The organism is Pseudoalteromonas sp. McH1-7 (genome assembly GCF_013366255.1).
In the GTDB taxonomy this organism is placed as follows: Bacteria; Pseudomonadota; Gammaproteobacteria; order Enterobacterales; family Alteromonadaceae; genus Pseudoalteromonas; species Pseudoalteromonas peptidolytica.
Genome location: NZ_JABWPQ010000002.1, coordinates 227,456 through 251,735 on the forward strand (window position 1 = coordinate 227,456; position 24,280 = coordinate 251,735).

General features: G+C 42.3%; 25 protein-coding genes. 4 read left to right on the forward strand and 21 right to left on the reverse strand.

Annotated elements, in window-relative coordinates:
* Position 1 precedes the first annotated feature (1 nt).
* The 20 genes from HUZ36_RS02305 to HUZ36_RS02400 all read right to left on the reverse strand — a co-directional run bounded on the left by HUZ36_RS02305 (position 2) and on the right by HUZ36_RS02400 (position 20,217).
* Complete coding sequence (locus tag HUZ36_RS02305) at positions 2–301, reverse strand: hypothetical protein (RefSeq protein WP_128729618.1); 300 nt, start codon at positions 299–301, stop codon at positions 2–4.
* Positions 291–719: a flagellar export chaperone FliS gene (gene fliS, locus HUZ36_RS02310; RefSeq protein WP_176031891.1), complete on the reverse strand. Its 429-nt coding sequence runs from the start codon at positions 717–719 to the stop codon at positions 291–293. The genes HUZ36_RS02305 and fliS overlap by 11 nt, the downstream gene beginning before the upstream one ends.
* Positions 720–736: 17 nt before the next feature.
* Complete coding sequence (gene fliD, locus HUZ36_RS02315) at positions 737–2,152, reverse strand: flagellar filament capping protein FliD (protein ID WP_176031892.1); 1,416 nt, start codon at positions 2,150–2,152, stop codon at positions 737–739.
* A gap of 19 nt (positions 2,153–2,171) precedes the next feature.
* Positions 2,172–2,585, reverse strand: a complete 414-nt coding sequence (locus HUZ36_RS02320; protein WP_147389942.1) for a flagellar protein FlaG — start codon at positions 2,583–2,585, stop codon at positions 2,172–2,174.
* A gap of 81 nt (positions 2,586–2,666) precedes the next feature.
* Positions 2,667–3,629: a flagellin N-terminal helical domain-containing protein gene (locus HUZ36_RS02325; RefSeq protein WP_128729615.1), complete on the reverse strand. Its 963-nt coding sequence runs from the start codon at positions 3,627–3,629 to the stop codon at positions 2,667–2,669.
* A 157-nt stretch (positions 3,630–3,786) separates the two neighbouring features.
* Entirely contained in the window at positions 3,787–4,752 is a 966-nt protein-coding gene (locus HUZ36_RS02330; RefSeq protein WP_128729614.1) for a flagellin N-terminal helical domain-containing protein, read from the reverse strand.
* Positions 4,753–5,676: 924 nt separating this feature from the next.
* A complete protein-coding gene (locus HUZ36_RS02335) occupies positions 5,677–6,639 on the reverse strand; it encodes a flagellin N-terminal helical domain-containing protein (RefSeq protein WP_125252061.1) in 963 nt (320 codons plus the stop codon).
* 316 nt (positions 6,640–6,955) lie between these two features.
* Positions 6,956–8,191 carry a flagellar hook-associated protein FlgL gene (gene flgL / locus HUZ36_RS02340; RefSeq protein ID WP_176031893.1) on the reverse strand — a complete coding sequence of 412 codons (1,236 nt, stop codon included), beginning with the start codon at positions 8,189–8,191 and terminating at the stop codon, positions 6,956–6,958.
* A 2-nt stretch (positions 8,192–8,193) separates the two neighbouring features.
* Complete coding sequence (locus HUZ36_RS02345; RefSeq protein ID WP_176031894.1) at positions 8,194–10,206, reverse strand: FlgK family flagellar hook-associated protein; 2,013 nt, start codon at positions 10,204–10,206, stop codon at positions 8,194–8,196.
* Between the two features lies 1 nt (position 10,207).
* Complete coding sequence (flgJ, locus tag HUZ36_RS02350) at positions 10,208–11,161, reverse strand: flagellar assembly peptidoglycan hydrolase FlgJ (protein ID WP_176031895.1); 954 nt, start codon at positions 11,159–11,161, stop codon at positions 10,208–10,210.
* Between the two features lie 103 nt (positions 11,162–11,264).
* The gene (locus tag HUZ36_RS02355) at positions 11,265–12,383 is read right to left on the reverse strand and encodes a flagellar basal body P-ring protein FlgI (protein ID WP_444428300.1); all 1,119 of its coding nucleotides are present in this window, start codon (positions 12,381–12,383) and stop codon (positions 11,265–11,267) included.
* Between the two features lie 2 nt (positions 12,384–12,385).
* Complete coding sequence (flgH, locus tag HUZ36_RS02360; protein ID WP_125252066.1) at positions 12,386–13,069, reverse strand: flagellar basal body L-ring protein FlgH; 684 nt, start codon at positions 13,067–13,069, stop codon at positions 12,386–12,388.
* A gap of 16 nt (positions 13,070–13,085) precedes the next feature.
* Complete coding sequence (gene flgG / locus HUZ36_RS02365; protein WP_099640599.1) at positions 13,086–13,874, reverse strand: flagellar basal-body rod protein FlgG; 789 nt, start codon at positions 13,872–13,874, stop codon at positions 13,086–13,088.
* Positions 13,875–13,890: 16 nt separating this feature from the next.
* Entirely contained in the window at positions 13,891–14,655 is a 765-nt protein-coding gene (locus HUZ36_RS02370) for a flagellar basal body rod protein FlgF (protein WP_147390773.1), read from the reverse strand.
* A 123-nt stretch (positions 14,656–14,778) separates the two neighbouring features.
* Positions 14,779–16,179, reverse strand: a complete 1,401-nt coding sequence (flgE, locus tag HUZ36_RS02375; RefSeq protein ID WP_128729610.1) for a flagellar hook protein FlgE — start codon at positions 16,177–16,179, stop codon at positions 14,779–14,781.
* Positions 16,180–16,220: 41 nt separating this feature from the next.
* Positions 16,221–16,901: a flagellar hook assembly protein FlgD gene (locus tag HUZ36_RS02380; protein WP_147390774.1), complete on the reverse strand. Its 681-nt coding sequence runs from the start codon at positions 16,899–16,901 to the stop codon at positions 16,221–16,223.
* Between the two features lie 16 nt (positions 16,902–16,917).
* Positions 16,918–17,349, reverse strand: coding sequence for a flagellar basal body rod protein FlgC (flgC, locus tag HUZ36_RS02385; RefSeq protein ID WP_125252070.1), 432 nt, complete (start codon positions 17,347–17,349; stop codon positions 16,918–16,920).
* A 2-nt stretch (positions 17,350–17,351) separates the two neighbouring features.
* The gene (gene flgB / locus HUZ36_RS02390) at positions 17,352–17,762 is read right to left on the reverse strand and encodes a flagellar basal body rod protein FlgB (RefSeq protein ID WP_125252071.1); all 411 of its coding nucleotides are present in this window, start codon (positions 17,760–17,762) and stop codon (positions 17,352–17,354) included.
* 673 nt (positions 17,763–18,435) lie between these two features.
* Positions 18,436–19,269: a CheR family methyltransferase gene (locus HUZ36_RS02395; protein WP_176031897.1), complete on the reverse strand. Its 834-nt coding sequence runs from the start codon at positions 19,267–19,269 to the stop codon at positions 18,436–18,438.
* A 15-nt stretch (positions 19,270–19,284) separates the two neighbouring features.
* Positions 19,285–20,217: a chemotaxis protein CheV gene (locus HUZ36_RS02400; RefSeq protein ID WP_125252073.1), complete on the reverse strand. Its 933-nt coding sequence runs from the start codon at positions 20,215–20,217 to the stop codon at positions 19,285–19,287.
* A gap of 140 nt (positions 20,218–20,357) precedes the next feature.
* Here HUZ36_RS02400 and flgA point away from each other — a divergent pair, with 140 nt between their 5' ends.
* The 3 genes from flgA to flgN all read left to right on the forward strand — a co-directional run bounded on the left by flgA (position 20,358) and on the right by flgN (position 21,882).
* Positions 20,358–21,065: a flagellar basal body P-ring formation chaperone FlgA gene (gene flgA / locus HUZ36_RS02405; protein ID WP_176031898.1), complete on the forward strand. Its 708-nt coding sequence runs from the start codon at positions 20,358–20,360 to the stop codon at positions 21,063–21,065.
* Between the two features lie 72 nt (positions 21,066–21,137).
* Entirely contained in the window at positions 21,138–21,461 is a 324-nt protein-coding gene (gene flgM / locus HUZ36_RS02410; protein WP_125252075.1) for a flagellar biosynthesis anti-sigma factor FlgM, read from the forward strand.
* Complete coding sequence (gene flgN / locus HUZ36_RS02415) at positions 21,454–21,882, forward strand: flagellar protein FlgN (RefSeq protein WP_176031899.1); 429 nt, start codon at positions 21,454–21,456, stop codon at positions 21,880–21,882. Before flgM ends, flgN begins: the two co-directional genes overlap by 8 nt.
* Before the next feature lie 527 nt (positions 21,883–22,409).
* On the opposite strand, the gene HUZ36_RS02420 is transcribed toward flgN, so the two are convergent.
* The gene (locus tag HUZ36_RS02420) at positions 22,410–22,886 is read right to left on the reverse strand and encodes an LPP20 family lipoprotein (protein ID WP_128732337.1); all 477 of its coding nucleotides are present in this window, start codon (positions 22,884–22,886) and stop codon (positions 22,410–22,412) included.
* Between the two features lie 192 nt (positions 22,887–23,078).
* On the opposite strand from HUZ36_RS02420, the gene HUZ36_RS02425 reads away from it, so the two are divergent.
* Positions 23,079–24,275 carry a flagellar assembly protein T N-terminal domain-containing protein gene (locus tag HUZ36_RS02425; RefSeq protein WP_176031900.1) on the forward strand — a complete coding sequence of 399 codons (1,197 nt, stop codon included), beginning with the start codon at positions 23,079–23,081 and terminating at the stop codon, positions 24,273–24,275.
* Positions 24,276–24,280 lie beyond the last annotated feature (5 nt).

A 24,280-nucleotide genomic window follows, 5' to 3' on the forward strand; every position in this document is an offset into this window, starting at 1 on the left:
ATTAACGAAACTGCTTATAGATAAGAACTTTTTTATTATTTTGCTTGCGTTCAAGTAACTCTTTTCGCGTAGAGTGTTGTAGCTCAGCAACCTCACTGATTATTTTTCCGTATTCCTCAGCGATAATTCTAAGCTCATCAACTTCAGCTTGACTTCTCGTCCTTTTTTCGGAGATGTATTCCTTCAAGTCTTCAGCTAATGAAGACTCTAAGCTTGAAGCACTATCCAGCTCCCCATTTTGAATGTCTTTTCGGATCAATTCAAGCCGAGCAAATAACTGCTTTAGTACGTTACCCGACATTATAACTGTCTTGGTTCTCGGCGATTGTTTTGTGTCTGATCTCCGACGGAATCGCATCCCAAGCAGACTTTATTTCTTTAAGAAGGCTACTAACTTCATCAACTAACGCCGGATCGTTATTAATTGACGCATCGAGCAATCTGTCAAGCATGTAAGAGTAAAGAGCGAAGAGGTTCTCAGTCACCTCACCACCAACTTTAAAATCTAAGCTGCTTCTAAGCGCTTCAATTATTGCCGACGCTTTTGACAGATGCTCTGCTTTTGCTTCTAGCTGCTTTTTCTCTATTGATACTTTCGCAAGTACGAGCTTTTCAACAGCACCAGCCATCAACATCTGTATTATCTCATATCGATCAGCCCCTGCAACTCTCGTTTTTAACGCTTCTCTTTGGTAATTTTTTACTCGAGCATTATACATAACCATTGCCCCTAAATTTATTTAGACTTTGTAAAACCAGGTAAATTCGCTAGCTGTGCTCCCAGATAAGATTGAGTTTGTTGCATCTGTGCAATTAAAACATCCAAACCAGCATATTTCTTTCTGAGACTTTCTTCCAACGATTCCATTCTGTATTCGTGGTTGCTAACATCATCTTTTAAATCTTCAAGCTGGCTATTTAAGCTATTTTGCCTCTGCTTCAAGATACCACTGGAATCAGCATAGTTGCCAAGCAACTCTTCAAGCTTCTTAGCAACACCGTTTTCACCAGCAAATGCCGTGCCAATATCATCAAAATTTTCATCCATTGCTTCATTTAAGCTTCGGACTAGGGATGATTTTTCAAGGTAACCGTCATCTTTCACACCGATACCTATATCAAAAATTGATTCAAACGGCCCAGCATCAACTAGTTCTGATGACAGCGTAGTAATTAACTGGTCGCTTAACGACCTCATAGAAGAGTCACCATTCAGGGGCTTTGATGCTCTAGTTTGCAGTCCTATCATACCTATAAGGTTATTGTAGTTTGCGATAAACTCATCAACCAACTTTGTCACTGATTCGCGGTCGTAGTCGATATTCAATTTTGCGGTTTCATAACCGTCAATATCATTGCCTTCACTCACTTCCAATGCCTTAATTGTCATATCTTGTACGGCATTCTTAAAAGTATTTGTTGAGCTAGTTACCTCTAACCCGTCTACAGTGATTACAGCATTTTGCGCGTCCTGAACCGAGGTCATACCAGCTGTACCACCTGCAAATGGAGATGTGCTGACAGCGTCTAGTTCAGCTGTATCAGACGTGATGGTCAAGTTATTTCCATCGCCTGTAACGTTTGACGTTAGCACTAACTTAGAACCGACACTTGTGTTTCCTGTATTAACAATATTAGCAGTCACACCGAAATTTGAGTCTGAGGAATTTATTGCATCTCGTAATTCTGCAAGCGTCATACCAGCCGCCACATCAAGAGTAAAAGCCTTATCTGCACCCGCACCGAAGGTCAATGTTCCTCCAGAAGCACTGACTACGGAATCGGTAGAATCAAAAGAAGCGTCGGCAGACACAACTCGGCTGCCTTCAGCAAGTTGCTTGACTGCGACTTTAAAGTTACCTGTAGAAATATCAGAGGTAGGCGTTACGCTTATAATATCTCCCGCAGTTGGCTGTCTTATATTAGCGACTCGTTTACCAAAGTTTTTTGAGTCTGCTAACTTTTCCATCGTATCTTGGAGCTTTGAAACCGCACCTTTCACTTCACCAATAGAGGAAAGTTCTACAGTCAACGACTCCTTTTTCTTGGTAAACGCCTGCATTTTAGGAACATTTTCGGCATCTATCGATGCTTTGATAATGCTTTCAAGGTTAAGCCCTGAACCTACACCAGCTGAAGTAATTAATGGCATAACTCCCCCTTAAGATAATTCATGCTGTTTCATCGAACAGCAAACCTCTACTAGATACTTTATCGGCAAACTCTTCCAATGCTTTAGCCACTTCCCTAAACTCCTCTGATGGTATCTCGCGGATCACTTTATTGCTCTCTGAATCTATTACCTTGACAATCGGCGGATCGCCCTCTTCATCAAACTCAAATTGTAAATTCGTCGATGTGACGGGAATAAACTGATTTACTTTTTCAAGATTTTGCTTTACTTCAGCAACCAGGTTACTTTTTTTGCTTTGCTCGTCTTCACGAGCTTTGTGCGTGTCTCGCCCTGTTTCTAGTTGCTCTACTGCTCTTGTCGTCTCAGCTCCACGTTCATCTTTTGACAATTCGTCAGGCTTTTGCTGCAAAACATTTGGCCCCGAATGTGTTGAAACTTGTATTTCTTTCACAACACACCTCCGAAATAAACCTAGTTTACAGTATACGTCAAGTTCGTGAATTATTCACAAACTTGACGCTACTGTTGTTCATTAACCTAACAACGATAACGCCACTTGTGGACGCTGGTTCGCCTGGCTAAGAATTGAACTACTTGCTTGCTGGAGAATCTGCATTTTTGTTAAATTTGCAGTTTCCTGTGCAAAGTCAGTATCTTGAATACGAGATCGCGCAGCCGTCAAATTCTCGGCAACGTTTGATTGATTTCGTATCGTAGACTGGAAACGGTTTTGCACCGCACCTAGCTCAGCACGCTTCTTGTCAACTACTGCGATTAACGCATCCATACCAGCCATAACTGCTTGCGCATTTGCTTGTGTAGATACCGAAATACCACTGGCAGTAAATACACCAGAAAAGCTAGTTGCATCTGCTGAAGCACCTACTGAGGTACTAATGCTTCCCGCTGTCGCACTTAAAGAAGCACCGGTTACGCCACTAGCAATACCAGCTATACCCGACAAAGTAAACCCGCCATTAGCAACCAAGCTATTTGTAGTAGCACCCACATTTTGCATACTAAAACTGATCGTTTGCACGGCATCAGCACCAACTTGGAAGTTTGCGTCATAGCTACCGTCAAGCAAGTTTTGACCACCAAATGTGGTATCTGCAGCAACCCTATTCACTTCTTTAGATAGCGACTGGATCTCTTCTTGTATTGCTAAGCGGTCTTCATCAGTATTAGAGCCGTTAGAAGCCTGCTGTGCCAATGTGCGAATACGCTGAAACATTTGTGTTGTTTCATCTAGCGCACCTTCGGCTGTTTGTGCTAATGATATACCATCATTTGCATTTCGAATGCCCTGATTCAGACCATTGATTTGACCTGTGAGACGATTAGATATCTGCATACCAGCAGCATCATCTTTCGCACTATTTATACGAAAACCTGAAGATAGTCTTTTAAAGGACGTATCAAGTGAATTCGCAGAGTTCATTAACTGACGCTGCGCATTTAATGAGCTAACGTTAGTATTTACATATAAAGCCATAATAGCCTCCGCTTTATCAATTTTAATCAAAGCGTCGGGATACCCCTACCCTTCAGCTTCGACGAGTTAGAGTCCTAAAGTTATAGTTCTCTAACTCTGCTATCGACTGACAAAGAAAAAGCTTTAGCTTTTTTTTAAATAATTTGATTATTCAGTTTTAACCTTGAAGTAAGCTCAATGCTGCTTGCGGTCTTTGGTTAGCCTGGCCGAGTATGGTCTGACTTGCCTGTTGTAGGATCTGGTTCTTTGTCAGCTTGGCCGTTTCTAAAGCAAAATCGGCATCTTTAATTCGAGATTTTGCAGCTGATAAGTTCTCAGATATATTCGCTTGGTTTCGAATTGTAGATTGGAAGCGGTTTTGAACTGCACCTAATTCGGCACGTTTTTTATCCACTACTGCAATTAACGCATCCATACCAGCCATTACCGCTTGAGCATTGGCTTGAGTTGATACAGATATACCAGATGCTGTATAAACTGCAGCGAAGCTTGTCGCATCAGCCGAGACTCCAACAGATGTACTAATGGAGCCTGCAACAGCGCTAAGAGAGGCGCCACTTACACCACTTGCGATACCAGCAATACCTGACAAAGTAAAGCCGCCATTTGACACCATACTATTAGACGTTGCCCCAACAAACTGCATACTAAAGCCTATTGTCTGAACGGCATCAGCGCCAACTTGGAAGTTAGCCGCGTATGTGCCATCAAGCAAGTTTTGACCACCAAACGTGGTGTCGGAGGCAACACGGTTGACTTCTTTGGCTAGCTGCTGGATTTCTTCTTGGATCGCTAACCTGTCTTCATCAGTGTTAGAGCCGTTAGCTGCTTGCTGTGAAAGCGTTCTGATCCGCTGAAACATCGACGTAATTTCATCCATCGCCCCTTCTGCAGTCTGTGCCAAAGAAATACCATCATTAGCATTTCGGTTTCCTTGATTCAGACCCATAATTTGTGATTGAAGACGGTCGGAAATTTGTAGACCAGCCGCATCATCTGCCGCACTATTGATGCGCATACCTGATGATAAACGTTTAAAAGAAGTATCTAGTTCATTGCCAGAATTAGTTAGTTGTCTTTGTGCGTTAATAGCACTGACATTAGTATTTACATATAAAGCCATAACTCACTCTCTTTTTGTCAAATCAATTATCTAATTGATAGATAGTTAAATGACAAAGCGGCACTTATGCATCGGGTGTTCAACCAACTAAGGCAACCAATTGCCACTTTGACGCCAAAATTAACTCTGACAAGATATAAGCAATATGCAGGCCAACAATAAAATACGTATTCTAAATAGTGAAGTCGATAGGAATTATCTAACCTGAGGTTTAGATAAGGAGTCTTCCAACTCATTGCTGCTAAGCCATAACTTAGTTTTTCCTTGTCTAGCCAGAGAGTTTTATGGAAAACACCGCTTCCGCGTCCTGCTCTCGTTAAGGTGTTTGCATCCTGTAGGCAAGGCAAATTTACGCATTAATAGCTGGCCATTAGAAGTGAATTCAACGCAGCCAGCGCAAAAATCAGGCAATAAAAATCACTATTTATCAAAAAGTTAGATTCCCTAGTTGAGCAATAGCATAAGTTGAGAGAGTGAGCGAGTTGAAGTAGGAAAGTAGTTGTAGCAACTTCTATTGCGTTGCTGTACTGCCAAACAACCTAGATCAATACAGGAGTTTCAACTGCGAAATATCAGAAGATTAGCAGTAATAATATTTTTCTTTAATTCTGCTATGACCAGTCGCAAAGAGTAATTTACAACAGTAGCATAAGAAGGCGTTATTAGTGATGACTCAGTTCTCAGGGGCTCCCCAACTTGCGTCAATAAACTATCTATATAAAAAAGAGGCCCAAGAGCCTCTTTTGTTTTAATTTTGAGAGTGAGTGTCATTTTTCCAGCACAAAGTTGGCATGCTATGTGCTTTACTTAACGTGTTCATTGTTTAAATGAACGCAGTTGGATTTTAAGCTCCTCCGCTTTATCATCCAATTCGGTGTCTAGGCAAATACCCCATTCGGCCTAGGCACCTTTACCTTCCTATGCTTATCCTAGTAGACTCAAAGCAGCCTGAGGACGCTGGTTAGCCTGACTCAAGATTGTTTGGCTAGCCTGTTGAAGGATCTGCATTTTCGTTAAGTTTGCCGTTTCTTGCGCAAAGTCTGTATCTTTGATACGTGATTTAGCAGCAGATAAGTTTTCAGCAATATTCGACTGGTTACGAATTGTTGACTGGAATCGGTTTTGTACCGCACCAAGCTCAGCACGTTTCTTATCAACTACTGCAATCAAAGCATCCATACCGGCCATTACTGCTTGCGCATTAGCTTGTGTCGATACTGAAATACCTGATGCAGTGAAAACACCAGAGAAACTTGTTGCATCCGCTGAAACCCCAACAGAAGTACTGATCGTTCCGGCAGTTGCACTCAACGAAGCTCCGGTTACACCACTTGCAATACCTGCGATACCTGAAAGCGTAAAGCCGCCATTTGCCACTAAGCTGTTCGTAGTCGCGCCTACAGTTTGCATACTGAAGCTGATTGTTTGAACAGCATCGGCACCTACTTGGAAGTTAGCAGCATATGAGCCGTCAAGTAGGTTTTGACCACCAAACGTTGTATCTGCTGCAACACGGTTTACTTCTTTTGATAGAGATTGGATCTCTTCTTGAATCGCCAATCTATCTTCGTCAGTATTAGAGCCGTTTGCTGCTTGTTGTGCTAGCGTACGGATACGCTGGAACATTGAGGTAACTTCGTCCATTGCACCTTCAGCAGTTTGTGCTAGAGAGATGCCGTCGTTTGCGTTACGATTACCTTGGTTTAGACCATTAATTTGTGATGTTAAACGGTCTGAAATTTGTAGACCTGCCGCATCGTCAGCTGCGCTGTTAATACGAAAGCCTGAAGATAGACGCTTGAATGATGTATCTAGTGAGTTACCAGAATTCATTAATTGTCTTTGTGCGTTCAATGAACTTACGTTAGTATTTACATAAAGTGCCATGATGGTTCTCCCACTTTAAATCGAGTCTTTCACTCTCAAACTTAGATTCTTTTCCAACCTTTGAATGTTTTTCACTCTCCGGCTTGGTTAATTAAGTTATCGGTCGGCAAAATATTTCCTTTAGTGTTTTTTTTAAAAAAAATTTATCATCATGATTAGTATAGATTTTTATCTTGAAACCAAACTATTTGACAAAGTTTTGACGGCAAGACATTACCAGCCTTAAATAATTACTAACTATATATAATTCAAACTGTTGGGTGAGAAAGGTAAAGTTTTAGTAGTTGTAGGGGAAGCAGCCTGTAAAGGCTGCGTTTTAACGAATGTAGTCCAGTAAAGAAAGGTTAGTTAAACGACCAAATGTAGCTTGAGAGGCCTGCAAGGCGGTTTCATGCTTAGTAAGCTCAGAAATCGCAGAGTAAAAGTCAACTTCCATCAGCGCTGCTTTATTAGCTTTGTTATCCACATCAAGATCTGAGTTAGCTTGTTCGACCAATTTTGCAGCATTAAGTCTGCCACCAAGTCCTGCTTGAGCCTGTGATACCTTTATCTTTGCGTTATCCAAACCCGTAATGCCATCCGCAAGTACCTGTTTGTAATCTTCCCCCGTAATGCTTGGGTCTCGTAAAGAGGTGATCATAGATTCCAACGTGTTAAGAATATTTTCTTTCTGAGGCTTTTCTAAATCAAAGCTGATTTGCCCGGGTGCTGCGCCATCATACTTAAACTCCATCCCTGCTACTTTTACCGCATTACCTTCAAAGGTACCTGTCGAGATAACCGTACCGCCTTGCTCCAACTGATAGGTGTTTGGTGTGCCTGCAGCTATGACTAAATCAAAAGTATTCGCTCCTGCAGGAGCGGCAGGGTCTGCGTTGTAGTTTGCTTTGTGAAATTTATCAAATACTGCTTGCTCATCAACATAGACAGATGCCGAAGTCACCCCGCCAGATACAACCCCTGTATTTGAAGTGATATTGAGGCGTTTGTCTGCACTCTCAAAAACGTCAAAGCCATTGTCACTTGAACGAACTTCAACACTTTCTGCTATTTTTATTTTATGTTGACCTTGGTCGCCGTTGTAAACATACTCTCCGCTCGCTGAATCGAAGCTGTAAGTTTGCGTATTGTCTTGATAGCCAGAAAATATAAACTTTCCATCTTCGCTTTTGGAGTTCATCAAATCCAAAATTGTGTCTTGGATTGATTCTAACTCGTCAGCAATTGATGCACGGTCAACATCCGACAGGCCACCATTACCCGCCTGAATGGATTTTGCATACGCACTATCTATCGCTGTTTTAATATTTTCCAAAACCGACTCTTGGGTATCCAACCGCGATGACAACATCGTTAAATTTTTTGTGTATTGATCGTTTGCTTGAATTCTATCGTCAAACAACATTGCTCTGGCGGTCGCGGAAGCGTCATCTGACGCACTCAATACCCGCTTTTGAGTATTAAGCTGTTGTGTGGCTTTATTAACATCTTGCTGATTACGCAAAATAGAATTGAGATTTGAATTAAAAATTTGATTTTGAGATAAACGCATAATTACCTCGCGGCACTTAATAAGGTATCAAATACAGTTCTAGCTGCAGATATCACCTGCGCTGATGCTGAATATGATTGTTGAAAACGTAATAGGTTTGCAGCTTCTTCATCCAAGTTTACGCCAGATAAAGATTCAAACCAGGCACTGGATTGGCTAGCAAGTGCCTCAAATGCTGCACTATTTGTTTTTGCCTGGTTGGTGATAACACCAACACCCGTCACAATATCGGCATACGCCTCGTTAAACGTTTTATGACTTTCGGTGCTGCCGGTAGACTCCACATTCTGTCTCACTAAATCTGACGACTTCAGGCCATCTAACGCAGCACCATTACGGTTATCATCAAAACCACCTGTATTAAAACTAATCTTGAAGCTGTCACCTGTATTCGGCGTTCCTTCAATGTCGAATGTGAATCCAAGATTATTAAACGGTGCAGGAGCTGCGCCAACTGTCGATAGGATATCTTTACCATTAGCAGGCGCGGTAAAGGTGTGATTCACCCCCGACGCACTAGTCAATGTGTACTCATCAGCATTTGCCGTTTTAGTTAACGTATACGGGCCATCATTTAATGTTGGCGGCGTAGTGGCCGTAAATGCACTTGTTGTTGGGTCGGTATCCGTTACCGTACCCGCTGAAATTGTCGCCGTTCCGTTATTATCAGCAGATTTTTCAGTACGAATAGGCGATGCCAGTGCCAGCGCTTCAGGCCTTTGTGTCGCTAGTTCTAGACTTGTAGCCGCTTGTTGATTTAGTTTTACTAGAAATTTATCTCCGGTTGCCCCAGCACCGGTGACATTCATTTGCAAACCAAAATAATCCCCAGTACCCGTTATAACACCAGCGGCAATGGTGCCAGTTGTAGGGCTACCAATAGGATTGCCTTTAGCATCTACTGCGGTAATTTCTACCGTTGTCGGGCTGGTGTAAGTGACTTGAAAGTCAGTCGCAGGCAACTCATTGCCGCGACCAGGTTCGAGCGTTGCCGTTAATGTAGCTGTACCGGTATTATCGCTATAAGCAAAACCACCTACAGTAGGGATTTTAAACAAGTCTCCACCTATATTACCGTCTAAGTCCATCCCTAACTTATTTTGTTGATTAAAGGCATCCGCTAGTGCAAGTCCTATCTGACCCAGTTGATTTTGTGCTGGAATTAATACTTCGTCCCTAAAAGCAAGTAATCCACCTATTTTTCCCTTCAAACTGCCACTATCTAACTCTAACTGCACAACATTTTTATCTTTGATATCCAGAACAAGTGATTTGTGGTTGGGATCAGGATCTCCTTTATTTGAAAATAAGTTAAACGCACCTCCTTGCATAACAAGGGCATCACCCGTGCCAAGAAAAACAAGCTTTTCGCCATTTTCACCATCGAGTGTCTCAATATCTACCAGTTCAGCTAGATCTTTAATTGCTTGGTCTCGCTCGTTGAGCACACTGTGATCAACACTATTAAGGTTAAGCGCTGACTGGCTCGCCACTTGTTTGTTTAACTCACTAATTTTTTGTACTAAGTTGTTTGCCTCTTGCGAAAAAATATCGAGCTGATCATTCACAATACTACTTTGATCAACTACGATACCTGACAACCTGTCCATTTGATCAATTAATCCCTGTGCACCTGTCATAAATAGAGATCGGTTTGTGGTAGATGATGGTAGGTTGACTGCACTCTGAAGATTATTAAACATTGCGTTAATGCTTTTACTCAGGCTGTTAGACTCTTGAGCAAATAACGTATCAACGCGACTGGACTCAGTCACAAACTGCTCGTAATAAGATTGGTTTGAAATATCTCGGTTCAACTGTTGCTGTGCGAACTGATTAAGTAGGCGCACGGTTTCACCACGGCCAACCATACCACCTATCATCGTACCGTGTTCTGTTCTCTCACGGATATAACCTTTGGTATTTAGGTTTGCGATGTTTTTACTGGTAGTTTGCAGTAATTCTGAGTTTGCTCTAACTCCTGCAGCTCCAATGTTTAATAGATCAAATGACATTTCATCTGACTCCCTTTGTTAACGCACCAGATACCAAATCGGATATATCTATGCGTTTTAAAACAGACTTAATTTTGTTGGCATAATTTGGGTCAGTCGCATAACCCGCATTTTGTAGTTCATCAAGATAGGCATGACTGTCTTCGGCTTTGGCGAGCGCCTGTTGATATCTCGGGTTATCTTGGAGAAAACTGACATAATCATTAAAACTTTGCTCTAATGAATGATAAGCACGAAAATGTGCTTGCTTCTTCACAGGCAACCCGCCTTCAAACTCAAGCGTCGATTTTTTGGCACTCTCTCCATCCCAACGGCTATCAGCCTTAATATTAAAGAGATTAAAACTGCTGCTACCATCATGTTTGCTAATAATGTGTTTGCCCCACCCTGTTTCTAATGCTGCTTGTGCAACCATTACCGCAGGATTTAACCCCAGCTTTTTCGCAGCTGACTGCGCATAGTTCCAGACACTTTCGACAAATTCTTTAGGCGAACCAAACCCTGTTTGTTCATCACTATTTTGTGTGCTCAAAGCATCTGACCGCTTTATTGTTGTTGGAGCTGGTTGGTTGGTCGCAATGTCAGCGTCAGCACGTAGGACAGAAGCTGGCTTATACTTCTCAGAGTTAGGCGATAGTTGTTGCACGATAAGGTCTGCAAGTCCTAAGCTACCTTTTTCAGATAAGTGCATAGAAAGTTGCTGGTCGTGCATTTCTTCAAAGAATTTCACGCCACTAGAGTTGAAAGGGCTATCTTTATCTTCCAGCGCTTCATTCGCTTTTCTCATACTTTGCAATAACATCTGTGTGAAAATCGATTCAAACTGCTGTGCAGCTTTTTTCAGTGCTTGATCTGACGCTCCCTGATCACCAGCTCCCTTGAGTGCCTCTTTACGGATCGAGTCAAGGTTCCCTAAATCGAAAAAGCTTTGATTTTTTAACTGATCGGTATTCATAACACTACGCACTATTTACAATTCTATAGTTCAAACAATGCAATATACGAGCCAAAAAAAGCCTCACTATTGTGAGGCTAACTAATTGATTAATAATAAAACACTATATGACGACTAATTGACCATTTATAGCACCAGCCTCTTTTAATGCTTCTAGAATCGCCATCAAATCCCCCGGAGCGGCCCCGACTTGATTAATGGCTCTTACTAAATCGTCAAGGCTAACGCCTGGGTCAAATACAAATGCACGAGAGTCATCCTGATCCACATCAATGATACTTTGCTGTGTAACCACAGTTTCACCATTTGCGAGTTCATTAGGTTGTGAAACATTTTGCTGTTCAGCAATCGTCACTGTCAGTCCACCATGAGTAATAGCCGCTGGTTGAAGTTTGACATTTTTTCCTATCACAATAGTCCCAGTTCTTGAGTTGACAATAATTTTAGCGGCGGTGTCCGCAGGTTTAAACTCAAGGTTTTCCAATGTCGAAAGGTAGGCGACACGCTGTGATGGGTCGCGCGGTGCAATTACTCTAACAGAGGCAGCGTCCATCGGCTTTGCACTATTTGGTCCCACCAAATCGTTAATGGTATCAGCCAGACGCTTTGCAGTTGTGAAGTCAGGTCTATTAAGGTTGAAGGTAATATAATCACCTTGTGTAAATGGACTTGGGACTGCTCGCTCAACAGTTGCTCCATTAGCCACTCGTCCAACTGTAGGCGTATTAATAACGACCCGGCTGCCATCAGCACCGTCTGCACCTAACCCGCCAACAATCAAACTTCCTTGGGCAATAGCGTATACGTTACCGTCAACCCCCTTTAGGAAGGTTTGCAATAAAGTACCGCCGCGCAAGCTACCAGCACTACCAATCGATGAAACCGTCACGTCAATGGTTTGACCAGGCTTCACAAAAGGAGGTAAATCAGCATGTACTGCCACCGCAGCCACATTCTTGATTTTCGGCTTAAGCGATGCGGGCATAGTGATCCCAAAGCTATTAAGCATTGCTTTGAAGCTTTGCTCTGTGAATCTGGTTTGCTCCCCAGTTCCAGGAAGACCAACCACTAGTCCATACCCCACTAGTTGGTTCGAACGAACACCTTCAACCATACTGACGTCTTTTACCCGCTCTGCAGCCGCGAAGGATGGATAAAATATTAGTGATGCAGTAACGCAACTAAAGAGAAAATACTTAAGAAATTGAATCATTTTCTGCATCCTTAAAATGGCATGATGGCACTCATGAAGAAACTAGTTAACCAACCCGCACTTTGTACTTCTTGTTGATCGCCTTTACCGGAATATTGGATCCTCGCATTCGCAACTCGATTAGATTCGACCGTGTTATCGGCAGTCACATCTTGCGGTCTAACCAGCCCTTCCAGTCGAATAAACTCTTCTCCGGTATTAAGTGTTAACCACTTCTCCCCACGGATCACCAAATTTCCATTAGGTAGAACACGCGTCACATTCACAGAAATATTGCCAAACAGACTATTTGACTGATTCGACTTCGAATCGCCTGAAAATGACGAGCTCGATTTCGCACCAAACTGAATAGCTTCATTACCTATGTTTATTGCGTTGGCACCCAAACCAATAATGGGATCTAGGCTTGAGTCACTTGACTTATCTAACTCTGAATTAGCTGCTTTTGTTGCCTGAGTCGTCTCGCGCAGCACGATCGTAATAATGTCCCCGACCCTCAACGCTTTTTTATCTGCATACAAATCATTTGAAAATTGTGTATTAAACAGTGATCCTGTGGCTACTATCTGTACTTGGTTATCTTCAGGATAAATCGGTGCATAATACGGGTCATCACGCACCACACTTTTGTTTTGGGTCGTACTACATCCAGACAATGCAGCTACCGTTACTATGGCCAAATATAATGCACGCATATTACCCCCTACCCAGTTACAACTGCTGGTTAATGTAGCTCAACATCTGGTCAACAGATGAGATAACTTTAGAGTTCATTTCATAGACACGCTGCGTTTCAATCAGATTAACTAATTCTTCAGTAACGTTTACGTTCGATGTCTCGAGTGCTCCTTGAACAATTTTACCAAGCCCTTCTACACTTGGGTTACCTTGCACTGGAGCACCACTTACCGCTGTCTCTGTATATAAGTTCTGCCCTATCGGCTCTAGACCTGAAGGGTTAATGAAGTCACTAATAGTCAACTGGCCAATAACAACATTTTCAGCTTGACCAGCAACACGGACTGATACTTCACCGTCCTGCGATATAGTGATTGATTGAGCATCATCTGGCACGTTCATCTCTGGCAACACCGGGAAGCCGGCACCTGATGTGACGACGCGACCTTCTTCATCAGTGGTAAATTGTCCGTTGCGAGAATAGGCCGTCGTTCCATCCGGCATTTGTATTTCAAAAAAACCAGGGCCTTGGATCATCCAGTCTAAAGAGTTTTCTGTACTCAACATGTTGCCTTGTGAGAAATTCTTTTGGTTAGCCACCACTTTAGCACCGGCCCCAAGCATCAGACCTGAAGGCAACTCTGTATCCTGAGAGCTTCTTCCTCCTGGCTGGTTAATATTTTGGTATAACAAATCTTCAAAAATCGCACGACTCTTTTTATATCCAACAGTACTGGCGTTAGCCAAGTTGTTAGAGATAACTGAAATATCAGTTTGTTGTGCATCCAAACCGGTTTTACTTATCCACAATGCAGGATTCATAATTTCTACCTCACTCTTAAACTATGCGTAGGAGCGAAGTGTGTCGCTCATCTATTTCTTCAGCTGTTTTCATCAGCTTAATTTGCATTTCAAATTGTCTTTGATGATTGATCATATCAACCATCTCGTGAACTGGATTTACATTAGACATTTCTAGGAAGCCGCTCATCACTTTGGCGGTAGGTGATACCTCACAAAAACCGCAGAACCCATCTTCCAAAGTGTCTTCTTTGGGCCTGAATAGGCCGTCATTTCCTTTTTCTAGTTTGTTGCTGTCAGCCTTTATAATCTTCAGCCTATCAACAACCTCTAGAAAATTAGCAGGCGCTCCTTGTGGACGAACTTGAATGGAGCCATCATCGCTAAACACCACTTTATCTACAGGTATGGGTAGAACAATCGGCCCACCTTCGCCAATAAGTTGACGCCCATGAGCAGTAACTAACGCACCGTCATTACGAATATTCAACGTACCAACTTTGGTATATGCTTCTTCGCCTGATGCGTCAACAACACTGATCCAAGACTTATCATCAACAGCTATATCTAGCTCCCGACCGGTTTCGACTATTGCCCCACCAGTCATATTAGTTCCTGGGCGCTCTTGCATTGCAAACACACGGGTAGGTAACCCTTCACCAAATGCCTGCATTGAACGAGCCTGTGCAAAGTCCGCTTTGAAGCCAGTCGTGTTGGCATTTGCTAGGTTATTCGCTTTTAACGCCACACCACGTAAGCTTTGCTTAGCGCCTGACATCGCGATATACACCATTTTATCCATGACGATGACCTATAAAATTCTAACTTGGTATATGTAATGCAAACTCAATGCCAAAATGGTGAAGTGTTTTTGACGGGAATAAAAAAGGCTGCTTGAGAAGCAGCCTTTGGAGGGCATAATATATTATCGTATCTGTAATATATTCTGTTGTAATGTTGAATTAACTTCGAGTGCTCGCGAGTTAGCCTGGAAATTACGCTGTGCGCTTATCAAGTCAACCAGCTCATTAGTTAAGTTTACGTTTGACTGCTCTAAGGCTGAAGAGCTAATACTACCTAAAGTACCAGTGTTAGGTTCCCCTGCTAGTGGTTCACCAGAGGATAGACTCTTCTTCCATTCAGTATTGCCTATCGCTTGTAGGCCTTGTGAATTTGGAAAACGTACTAATGCAACTTGACCTAAATAAGTGGAGTCGCCATTAGTGTAAGATGCAACTACCTTACCATCAGAGCCAATATCAATTCCCGCCAAACGGCCAACTGTGGCACCATCTTGTTCCAATGCTTTTACTTCAAATCGACCTGACGAGTATTGAGTCGGCAGCTTTTGCGCTGTGTTTGCTTCATCGCGCCAGTTTACGACAATATCATTGGGAAAAGTCGCACCATTATCAAGCAAATTCGACATACCAATTGTCGGATCCGTTGCGTCTTGTGGGCCTGCCAGACTGAGCGGGTTAAAAGTCGAACCGGTATTATTATTAAAAACTAGCGGCGTTGCTGATGGGTCAGCAGCAGTCTGTGATGGAATACCACTGGCATCAAAGCGAAATACACTGACAGGCGTATACGGAATTGGTGGCGTTGCCGTCGGATCAATCTGTCTGGCATTATGGTTAAACGGTTTGTCATCTAACGTTGCATAGGTAGACCATTCATTGTCAGCTGTTTTTCTGAAAAATAGCTGTAGCGTATGAGACTCACCAAGCGAATCATACACGGTAATAGCCGTTCTGGAGTTATACGACGCGCGTTGCTCTGGGTCAAACGCAATCGTCGGTGGCTGAACCGTTGCATCAAGGTTGAACGACGTATAAATCTGAGATGTGGCACGAGGCGAGCCTGACGCGTCTGGGATTTGTACTGGCGACGTGGTACTCAAACTCAATGATGTGGTATCACCTGTTGAGGGGTCAACTGGGAACCCCTGCAAATAGTCACCTTTGGCGTTTACAATAAAGTTGTCTTTATTGAGTTTAAACGCGCCAGCTCTAGAATACGTGAAGTCCTGTGACTGTAATGAGTTTGACATGGCAAAATAGCCCTCACCCTCAATCGCCAAATCAAGTGAATTCTGTGTAAACTTGAGTGAACCTTGGTGAAATTGCTGCGCAACCATAGTGGTTTGCACACCATCACCATTTTTCGTTTTACCTGAACTAAAAACAGACGAAGCGTATACATCAGCAAATTCTGCTCGAGACTCTTTAAAGCCTGTGGTGTTTACGTTAGCGATGTTATTTGCCGTTACATCCAAGTCTTTTTGCGCGGCCGCAATACCTGTCAATGCTATGTTAAAACTCATACTCTCACCTCTAATTTCTTAAGGTTAATTCTCTAAAACTATTATGCTATTTCAGCAATGTCAGTTAAGCGCACCGCGCCTTCTTTCGTGTTAATAACGATGCCATTTGCACCATTAACATTCACACTATCTATATTTCTGAATGTCGCAGATGGAAGTGTCTGGTACTCACCTTCAATCATCCCTTCAGCTTTGATGGTGTACTCACCCGGAGGCATTGTTTCACCGTCTTTATTTTTACCGTCCCACGTAAACCTCACAGCACCGGCGCTTTGCTCACCGAGCTCTAATGTATTCACCAGGGCACCAGCTTCGTCATAAATTCCTACGGATAAATTCTGTACCGGCTCTTGAACAATAACAGAGCCTTTAGATAAGGAATCTCCACCATGCTCTAGTGTCGTAGACTCCAGCAACGCCTTTTTACCAATTAATGTTGACGCTTGTAATGCCGAGTTTGAAGTCATGGATGCTGCTAACGAGTCAAAGTTCTCATTAAGCTTCGAAATCCCCTCAGCCATTGTAAAACTCGTCATTTGCGCAATCATCTGGTCATTATCAGCAGGTTTACTCGGATCCTGAAAGGACAGCTGTTGAGTAAGTAGCGAGAAAAAGTCTTCTTGCGACAACTCATCTCTGGGCTTTTGCTCCTCGGCCTGCTTTTGCCTGTCCCAGTAGAGTGAATCTACACCCGTTGATGTGGCATTTACGTTATTACTCATCAGCTGTTACTCCCAATTAGCGCTGGCCTAGTTGCAGCGTTTTTGTCAGCATCTGTTTTGCTGCATCTGCAACTTGTACATTGGTTTGATATGAACGGGACGCTGAAATCATATTTGCCATCTCTTCCACCACATTCACATTCGGTTTATAAATGTAGCCATTTGCATCTGCACTGGGATGATTGGGGTTATACTCCACTTGAAGTGGCTTATCACTCTCAACTACACCCAGCACTTTAACTCCTACAGATGAACCGGCAGCATTGCTTTGAGACGCTGCGGCCTTGGTAAGTTCAGCGGCAAAAACGGGATGTCTAGCTCGATATACTTTATCTTGGCTAGAGCTAACGGAGTTTGCATTAGATATATTACTCGCGGTCGTATTCAGGCGCACATTTTGTGCACTCATGCCAGAACCTGCTATATCAAAAACGTTATATAAACTCATCGTTATGCCCCTTGACTACCTAGAGCTTTTTTAAGCCCTTTGAACTTACCAGATAGGAACTGCATACTGGCTTGGTACTCTAATGCGTTTTGTACATACAAGTTTCGTTCCACCTGTATATCAACTGAGTTACCATCACCTGTATCTGCTTGATTTGGCGAACGATATAGCTCAGATGAATTACTCATTTTAGTACCACCACTTAGGTGCTTGGCATCTGTTCTGACCATATCATTGCCGCTTCTTTGCGATGACTTTGCCGCTTTCAAGGCACTCGCAAAATCGATATCTTTCGCTTTATATCCTGGAGTATCTGCATTTGCGATATTGCTTGCTAAAATTTCAGCACGTTGAGAACGAAGTAGCATTGTGTGCTGATGTACACCCAACGCTTTATCGAAACTGATTGCCATTATCTCACTCCAAAAATTTGACTCATTAGGTAAAAGCAATATTCAGGCCAATTAGAAATTTATTTTAAATCCTTACAATTCAAGAGGGTAGTAGCATATCAATAGCAGTTAATATTCTTTGTATCAGTTTACACAGTACAATATAGGGAATTTGTATCGGCATTAAAGGGATGACTTTCACGATTGTGACAATCTTAAGAGTATGCCTATGTGAATAAAATAACGGCAGAGCGTTTAAAGTAACTTGGCGGAGTGGTACTGGTTTGTATAATGCCGACTCAATTTGAAGGAGTAAATCTGATGCGAACTGCGTTAAAAGTGTCTTGTTTATTTAGAGCAACTCAATAGCGAAATTTTTGCCTGCCTACAGAGCGTAGGTACCTCAGCATAAGACGGTTATTGACAAGATTTTCTCGCCTGAAAATAGACCTCTTAATTAAGGTAATTGGTATTAGGGATCACAGCGGCTGGATAATAAGTTATTATTTCGAGCTCAAATTGGTTAAGTGGATTAATATTATCAGTAAGAATTTAGAGTCTAAAAATAGCTCACTAGATGAAAGAGGCTGTTACAGTTAGTGAAGTTGTTGTCAAAGTTTAAGGCACCTGCTGGGTACAGCGTTTTTGTACCGCAATAAATCAACAGGCAAGCTTCCCTGCTGCCATTATTGTGTTAAGCTTTCTTCTGATAAATGATACCAGGATTACACCTGATCATGTTGAAGTCATCGCTTAACCCGGCCATTGACTCTGAGGCTCCCAAAAACAAATACCCATTTGGATTAAGTGATTGCGCAAACTGCGAAATTATTTTTGCCTTCACCTCAGGTGCAAAGTAAATCAGCACGTTGCGACAGAATATCACATCAAACTTTCCCATCAGCGCATAAGAATCAAGTAGGTTCAAATGCCTAAAGCTCACCATTTTGCGGATTGGCTCAACCACCTTTGCCATGCCATTACCACTATCAGTGAAAAATTTCTTTCTGCGCTCTGGGGATAAGCCTCTGGCTAGTGCAAGTGCATCATATTCCGCGTTCTTGCACATATCTAACATAGTGTTAGATATATCAGTGCCTACAATTTGTACACCCATCTTCAGCGAGCCTGGGCTCTTGCTTGTATATTCATTCGCCGACATCGCTATCGAATACGGTTCCTGTCCTGACGAACTGGCAGCAGACCAAATCTTTACCGGTCGCCTTAAGTCTTTAAACTCTGGCAAAATTTTGGTTTTGATTAGCTCAAATGGGTAAGTGTCGCGGAACCAAAGCGTTTCATTTGTGGTCATTGCATCAACCACGGCGGCACGCAGTTGCCGCTCATGTGGACTAAGCGTTTTAGCCACTAAAGATGAAAGCGTTTCCACACCGAAACGAGCCATAAGAGGGGCTAACCTACTTTTAACCAAGTATAACTTATTGTCACCCAGCACAATACCGCACTGTTGTTCCAAAAAAGTTCTAAATTGATCGTACTCTTTTTGCTCTAAATGCTTATTTTCCAAGTGCTACCACCAGCTTTAATCACAGTGAACCCATTTTTTAACCGCTGCTGCCAACTCATCAGGGTTAAACTTTGCAATAAAATCATCAGCGCCGACTTTTTCTATCATCGCTTGATTAAATACACCACTCAATGAAGTATGAAGTATTACATGCAATGGCGCTAATTTCGGATCCGCTTTTATTTCTGCTGTTAATGTATAGCCGTCCATTTCAGGCATTTCAACATCAGAAATTAATAATCCAACGCGCTCAGTGACATTATTTTGACAGTCTACTTCTGCTATCTCTCGTAATCTGATTAACGCCTCCTTACCATTTTTAGCCAGCTCGGTTTGAACACCCAGAGGCTCAAGCGCACGTTTTACCTGATTACGAGCCACAGCTGAGTCGTCAGCAATGAATACTATACGTTCACCAAGATCTTTTTGCATCTCACCATCAGATACAATATCGGCACTCACTTCTGTATTGATTGGACAGATCTCATTGAGAATCTTTTCTACATCTAAAATTTCAACTAATTCATTTTCAATTTCAGTTACCGCTGTCAGGTACGAATAACGGCCTGCACCAGACGGTGGCGGCATTATTTTTTCCCAGTTCATGTTGACGATACGCTCAACAGCACTAACTAAAAAGCCCTGAACGGAACGGTTGTACTCAGCAATAACAATAAAACAATTGCGAATATCCTGAATAGGTGGCCCACCTACTGCAAGTGACATGTCTATCACAGAAATAGTTTGACCACGAATATGGGCTACCCCCCTGATTAGAGGGTTTGACTTTGGCATACTCGTGAGTGCTGGGCATTGCAGCACTTCCCGGACTTTAAACACATTGATGCCGAAGCGTTGTCGACCTTGAAGCCGAAAAAGTAATAGCTCGAGACGGTTTTGACCAACCAGTTGTGTTCGTTGGTTAACCGAGTCTAAAATACCTGCCATTTCAATCTCCTACTGTATAAACCGCTAATCGGAACGATCTTTGCTTCGACTCTGATATGGTTTACCACCCTTGATTAGGTGCAGTTATTAAAGCAGAATCTTTATACCTTGTTTCACCCCATAAGCATAGTCGAAACATCATGAGTTTGTTAAAAAAAACCCGTTACATTCAACTTTTTTGTTTGTTCGCTCATTTTATAAGCATAGGATATGGCCACTGTCAGCAATATGACAACAAAGCCTTGGAACAAACTGCTGTCGATTTTGTTGCTCCACAGGTAGAACTTGACCCTGATAGCCAACTATCAATATTTGCTATACCACTTGACTCAAGAATCCCCACTAGAGTGTGTCAAGCACCACTGGTACACAGCACAGCAGCGACACCACCATTTAATACCCAAGTTACTGTTCAAATAAAATGTGATGATTTACAAGGGTGGACACAGTATGTGCATGTGCGCATTGAACACTTGTTTCCAGTGTTAGTTAGCGCGACCATGCTAGAAAAAGGTAGAGTGATAACGGAAGATGACATTAAAGTCGAAATGCAGCCTAAACGGTTTCGCCGAGTTTCATATATAGAAGACCAAACCTTATTAATTGGTAGTCGCAGTAAAAGAAACATCCGTGAAGGGCAAGCATTTACACAGTCACATATTTGTATGGTTTGCAAAGGCGACAATGTAACTATTTTTGCCAAATCAGGGGGGCTTGTTATTAAAACTCAAGGTGAGGCAATGCAAGATGGCAACAGGGGTGAACTAATTACTGTGAAAAATACTCGCTCAGGCAAAACCTTACGTGCTAGAGTAATAGAAGTGGAAACAGTAGAGGTGAATTTATGAAAAATTTGCTAAAGTAATACTATTTCGCGCCGATATTATGGCTGAGAGTATAATATTATTGGGTCTATAATCATGGTCAATCAAGTTAACGGTCAAAATCAGTCCTCCACCGTTGCAAACAACGTTAAACAGCAAAAAGCTGAATTGCAACGAAATGAGGCCAGTGCTACAGCGGCTAAAGCGCCCGCTACCCCAAAAGCTGCGGCAGATTCCGTCAGTCTAACACCACAAGCACAGCAATTAAAAACAGTGAATGAAAAGGCACAGCAGTCTTCAGGCTTCGATGACAAGAAAGTCGAAGAGCTGAAAAAAGCGATAGCTGAAGGCAAATACCAAGTTGATGCCGAAAAACTGGCGAAGAACATAGCTGCATTTGAGTTTGAAATATATGGATAATTTGGTTCGGCTTTGCCACCACAAACTTTCTGAACAAATTGTAACGCTAGAAGCGATGACCCAGCTTCTGGCGCGTGAGCTTGATGAACTAGCCTCTCGCCGTGGCGACCACCTCAAAGAGGTTGCACGGGAAAAACTCTCTTATATATCCAAACTTCAAAAGCTCGATAAGGAGCTAGCGCAGACAGACCCTAAAGTATTTCAGCACGCTGAGATAGTGCCCTTGGTGAGTAAAGTACGCGCGTTACTTGCCGAATGTCAGACCAAAAATGAAGTTAACGCCAAAACAGCTCATCAAGCCAACGTCAGCACAAGAGAGCTAAAGAGTATTTTAATTGGTGCACCAACATCCGTCACTTATGGTCAAGATGGCAACGTCAAGAGCAGTGATGGTGAACTGGTAAGGAACCTTAAAGCTTAATTGGCACTTTTTACCTAAACACGCCTTATGCTCTAATTTAACGTCGCCCCGCTCCTATAAAGAGTTGCACTCCGTATTATTAGAACCTTGTCCATGTTCTAATAAAAACAGTAAAGCACTTGGCTATAGGTAGTTAACCCGAACTTCAAACAATTAATTCGTTTCTAGCGGCTAGTTTTAGCGCTAGCTGTACGCTGAGTTCACTTTCAATAGTCAGCGATTGGTGCGTAAATTTATACCAATTTTCTTAATTAAGTAGTCTATTTTGAGGCAAGCAAATCTTGTCGATAACTAGGCGAAAATTTCTTATTTAGTTGTTCTAAATAAGAAATTTTTAAAGCTGTTAGCGTCAAATTGGTATTACCTTGCCTTCAAGACGTAGGGACCTTAGCGAGAGCAGGACACGGAAGCGATGCGTTTGCCTAGAACCCTCTGGCTAGACAAGAGAAATATTAAGTTGTGCGTTAGCAGCAACGAGTTAGAACATCCCTTATCCAAACCTCAGGGTAGTTACACGCAAATTTATGCTATTTGAAGCTATACGACACTTTTTTAATCTTTTGCGGCTTAACTTGCGTGATGTATAGATCATACACCCGCTTCATATCCAGCTCGAGTTCGGTAGCGTATGTATCTCCCACTGCGTAACTCTTCAGCACTTTTGCCCCTCTCACTAACCCATTTACTTGGCTTTTTAAGCCATCATTTTGTGCTATGGCACCTTTGACAGTCGTAGTTGATGTTAACTTTTGACCGTACAACTGTTCGGCAAGCTCTCGATATGCTTCTAGCTTTGAAACTTTAATCGCCATTAACTGTTTTTCACCAGCAGTATTTCCAGGCTGGGCACTTAACGGCGCATACCCAACAGCACGTAGCACTGGGAAAGTATCAGGCTGGACTGTCTCATATTCAATATGCTTATCGATCATGCTTGAACAACCGCCAAGCAAAACCAGAGCACAAACCATAATCCAAGCATTATTAGGACTGATGATACGCATTTTGCTTCTCTCCACTATGTATCGATGTGCTACTACTGCCCTGATACAATTCTTATTACCATCTGCTAGCATGGTAATAGTAGCAATCATTGATATGAATAATTCACTGATAAGTATTATGCACGAATCTTGCCACAATTTGGCATAGGTATTGCTGTTGTAATAAGTAGTCTTAACACTGAGTATCTGAGTATGAAAACGCAATTCGCACTGAGCCTTTCATTTATATGTATGGTATTCCACATTCCATCTCACGCAGAATGGTTTGAGGTGACTGGGGTGGCTGATATAAAAAATGGCGACCATCAGAAAGCAAAAAAGCAGGCTGTTAATGATGCCATCACCCAAGCACTACTTTTTTCTGGTGCAACCGTAAGCAGTGTGCAAACCGTCACCGACGGTGTGCTTACGCAAGATCAGTTGAAAATACGCGCTAATGGTGAAATTCAGGGTGCTAATGTAATTGCAGAATCAAGAGTGGGTGATGCTTGGCAAGTAACACTACATATCGATATCACCCCACAACAAAGTCAATGCTCTACCAGTGCATACAATAAGCAAATTGCAATAACACAAAGTCAACTCAAAAATAAGCATCAAGCTACTTTGGGTCAAATTTTTGACATTAACAAGATTGTCAGCGAGCGCCTTTATCATACCCTATCAGATCAGAATCAAAGCGTTGAACCGGTGCCCTATTTTGCTCAAAAAATAGATGTAAATCGATTTTTTAGTCAACGATTCGATTACAACGAGCAGTTAATCGAAACAGTAACAGCAAACACAAATAGTCAGTATGTATTACTTAGTCAAATTTCAGATATTTCTAGCGTCAACAAACTCAACAACGACCTTGCATTTTGGCAAAGCGATAAGTATCTAAGGAGCTTTAAAATAGAGTTTATACTGTTTGATGCTCTTTCTCATGAAAAGGTCTGGCAACAAAGGTACGGTACTCAAGGAGTATGGCCTTTTAAAAAGACCAAATTAGTTGATGTATATAGTGAACAGTTTTGGCAAACTGATTATGCGGCTGAAATTCAAACTGTGTTGAACCAAGTCAGCGTCGATCTGAACTCGGCCATCGCCTGCTTACCCACCCATGGTAAAATACTGCATATTGATGACGAGCAAGTTGTGATTAACTTAGGCCGTATGCATGGGCTGGAAGAGGGTCAAGTGTTGAGCATTGCACATAGCAGCCCCCTTACTGACGCTGGTGGTAATGTCTTTATGCGTCAAGTTAAAACGTTGAATAAATTGCAAGTCATCCAAGTCAACGCCCAGACAGCTATTGCTGTAAACCAAGAACAGCGACCGCTTAACAATGTTCAAATTAATGATTTAGTTGAAATTCACATAGAGAAAGACGACCTGTTTGCCCTGTGATACCA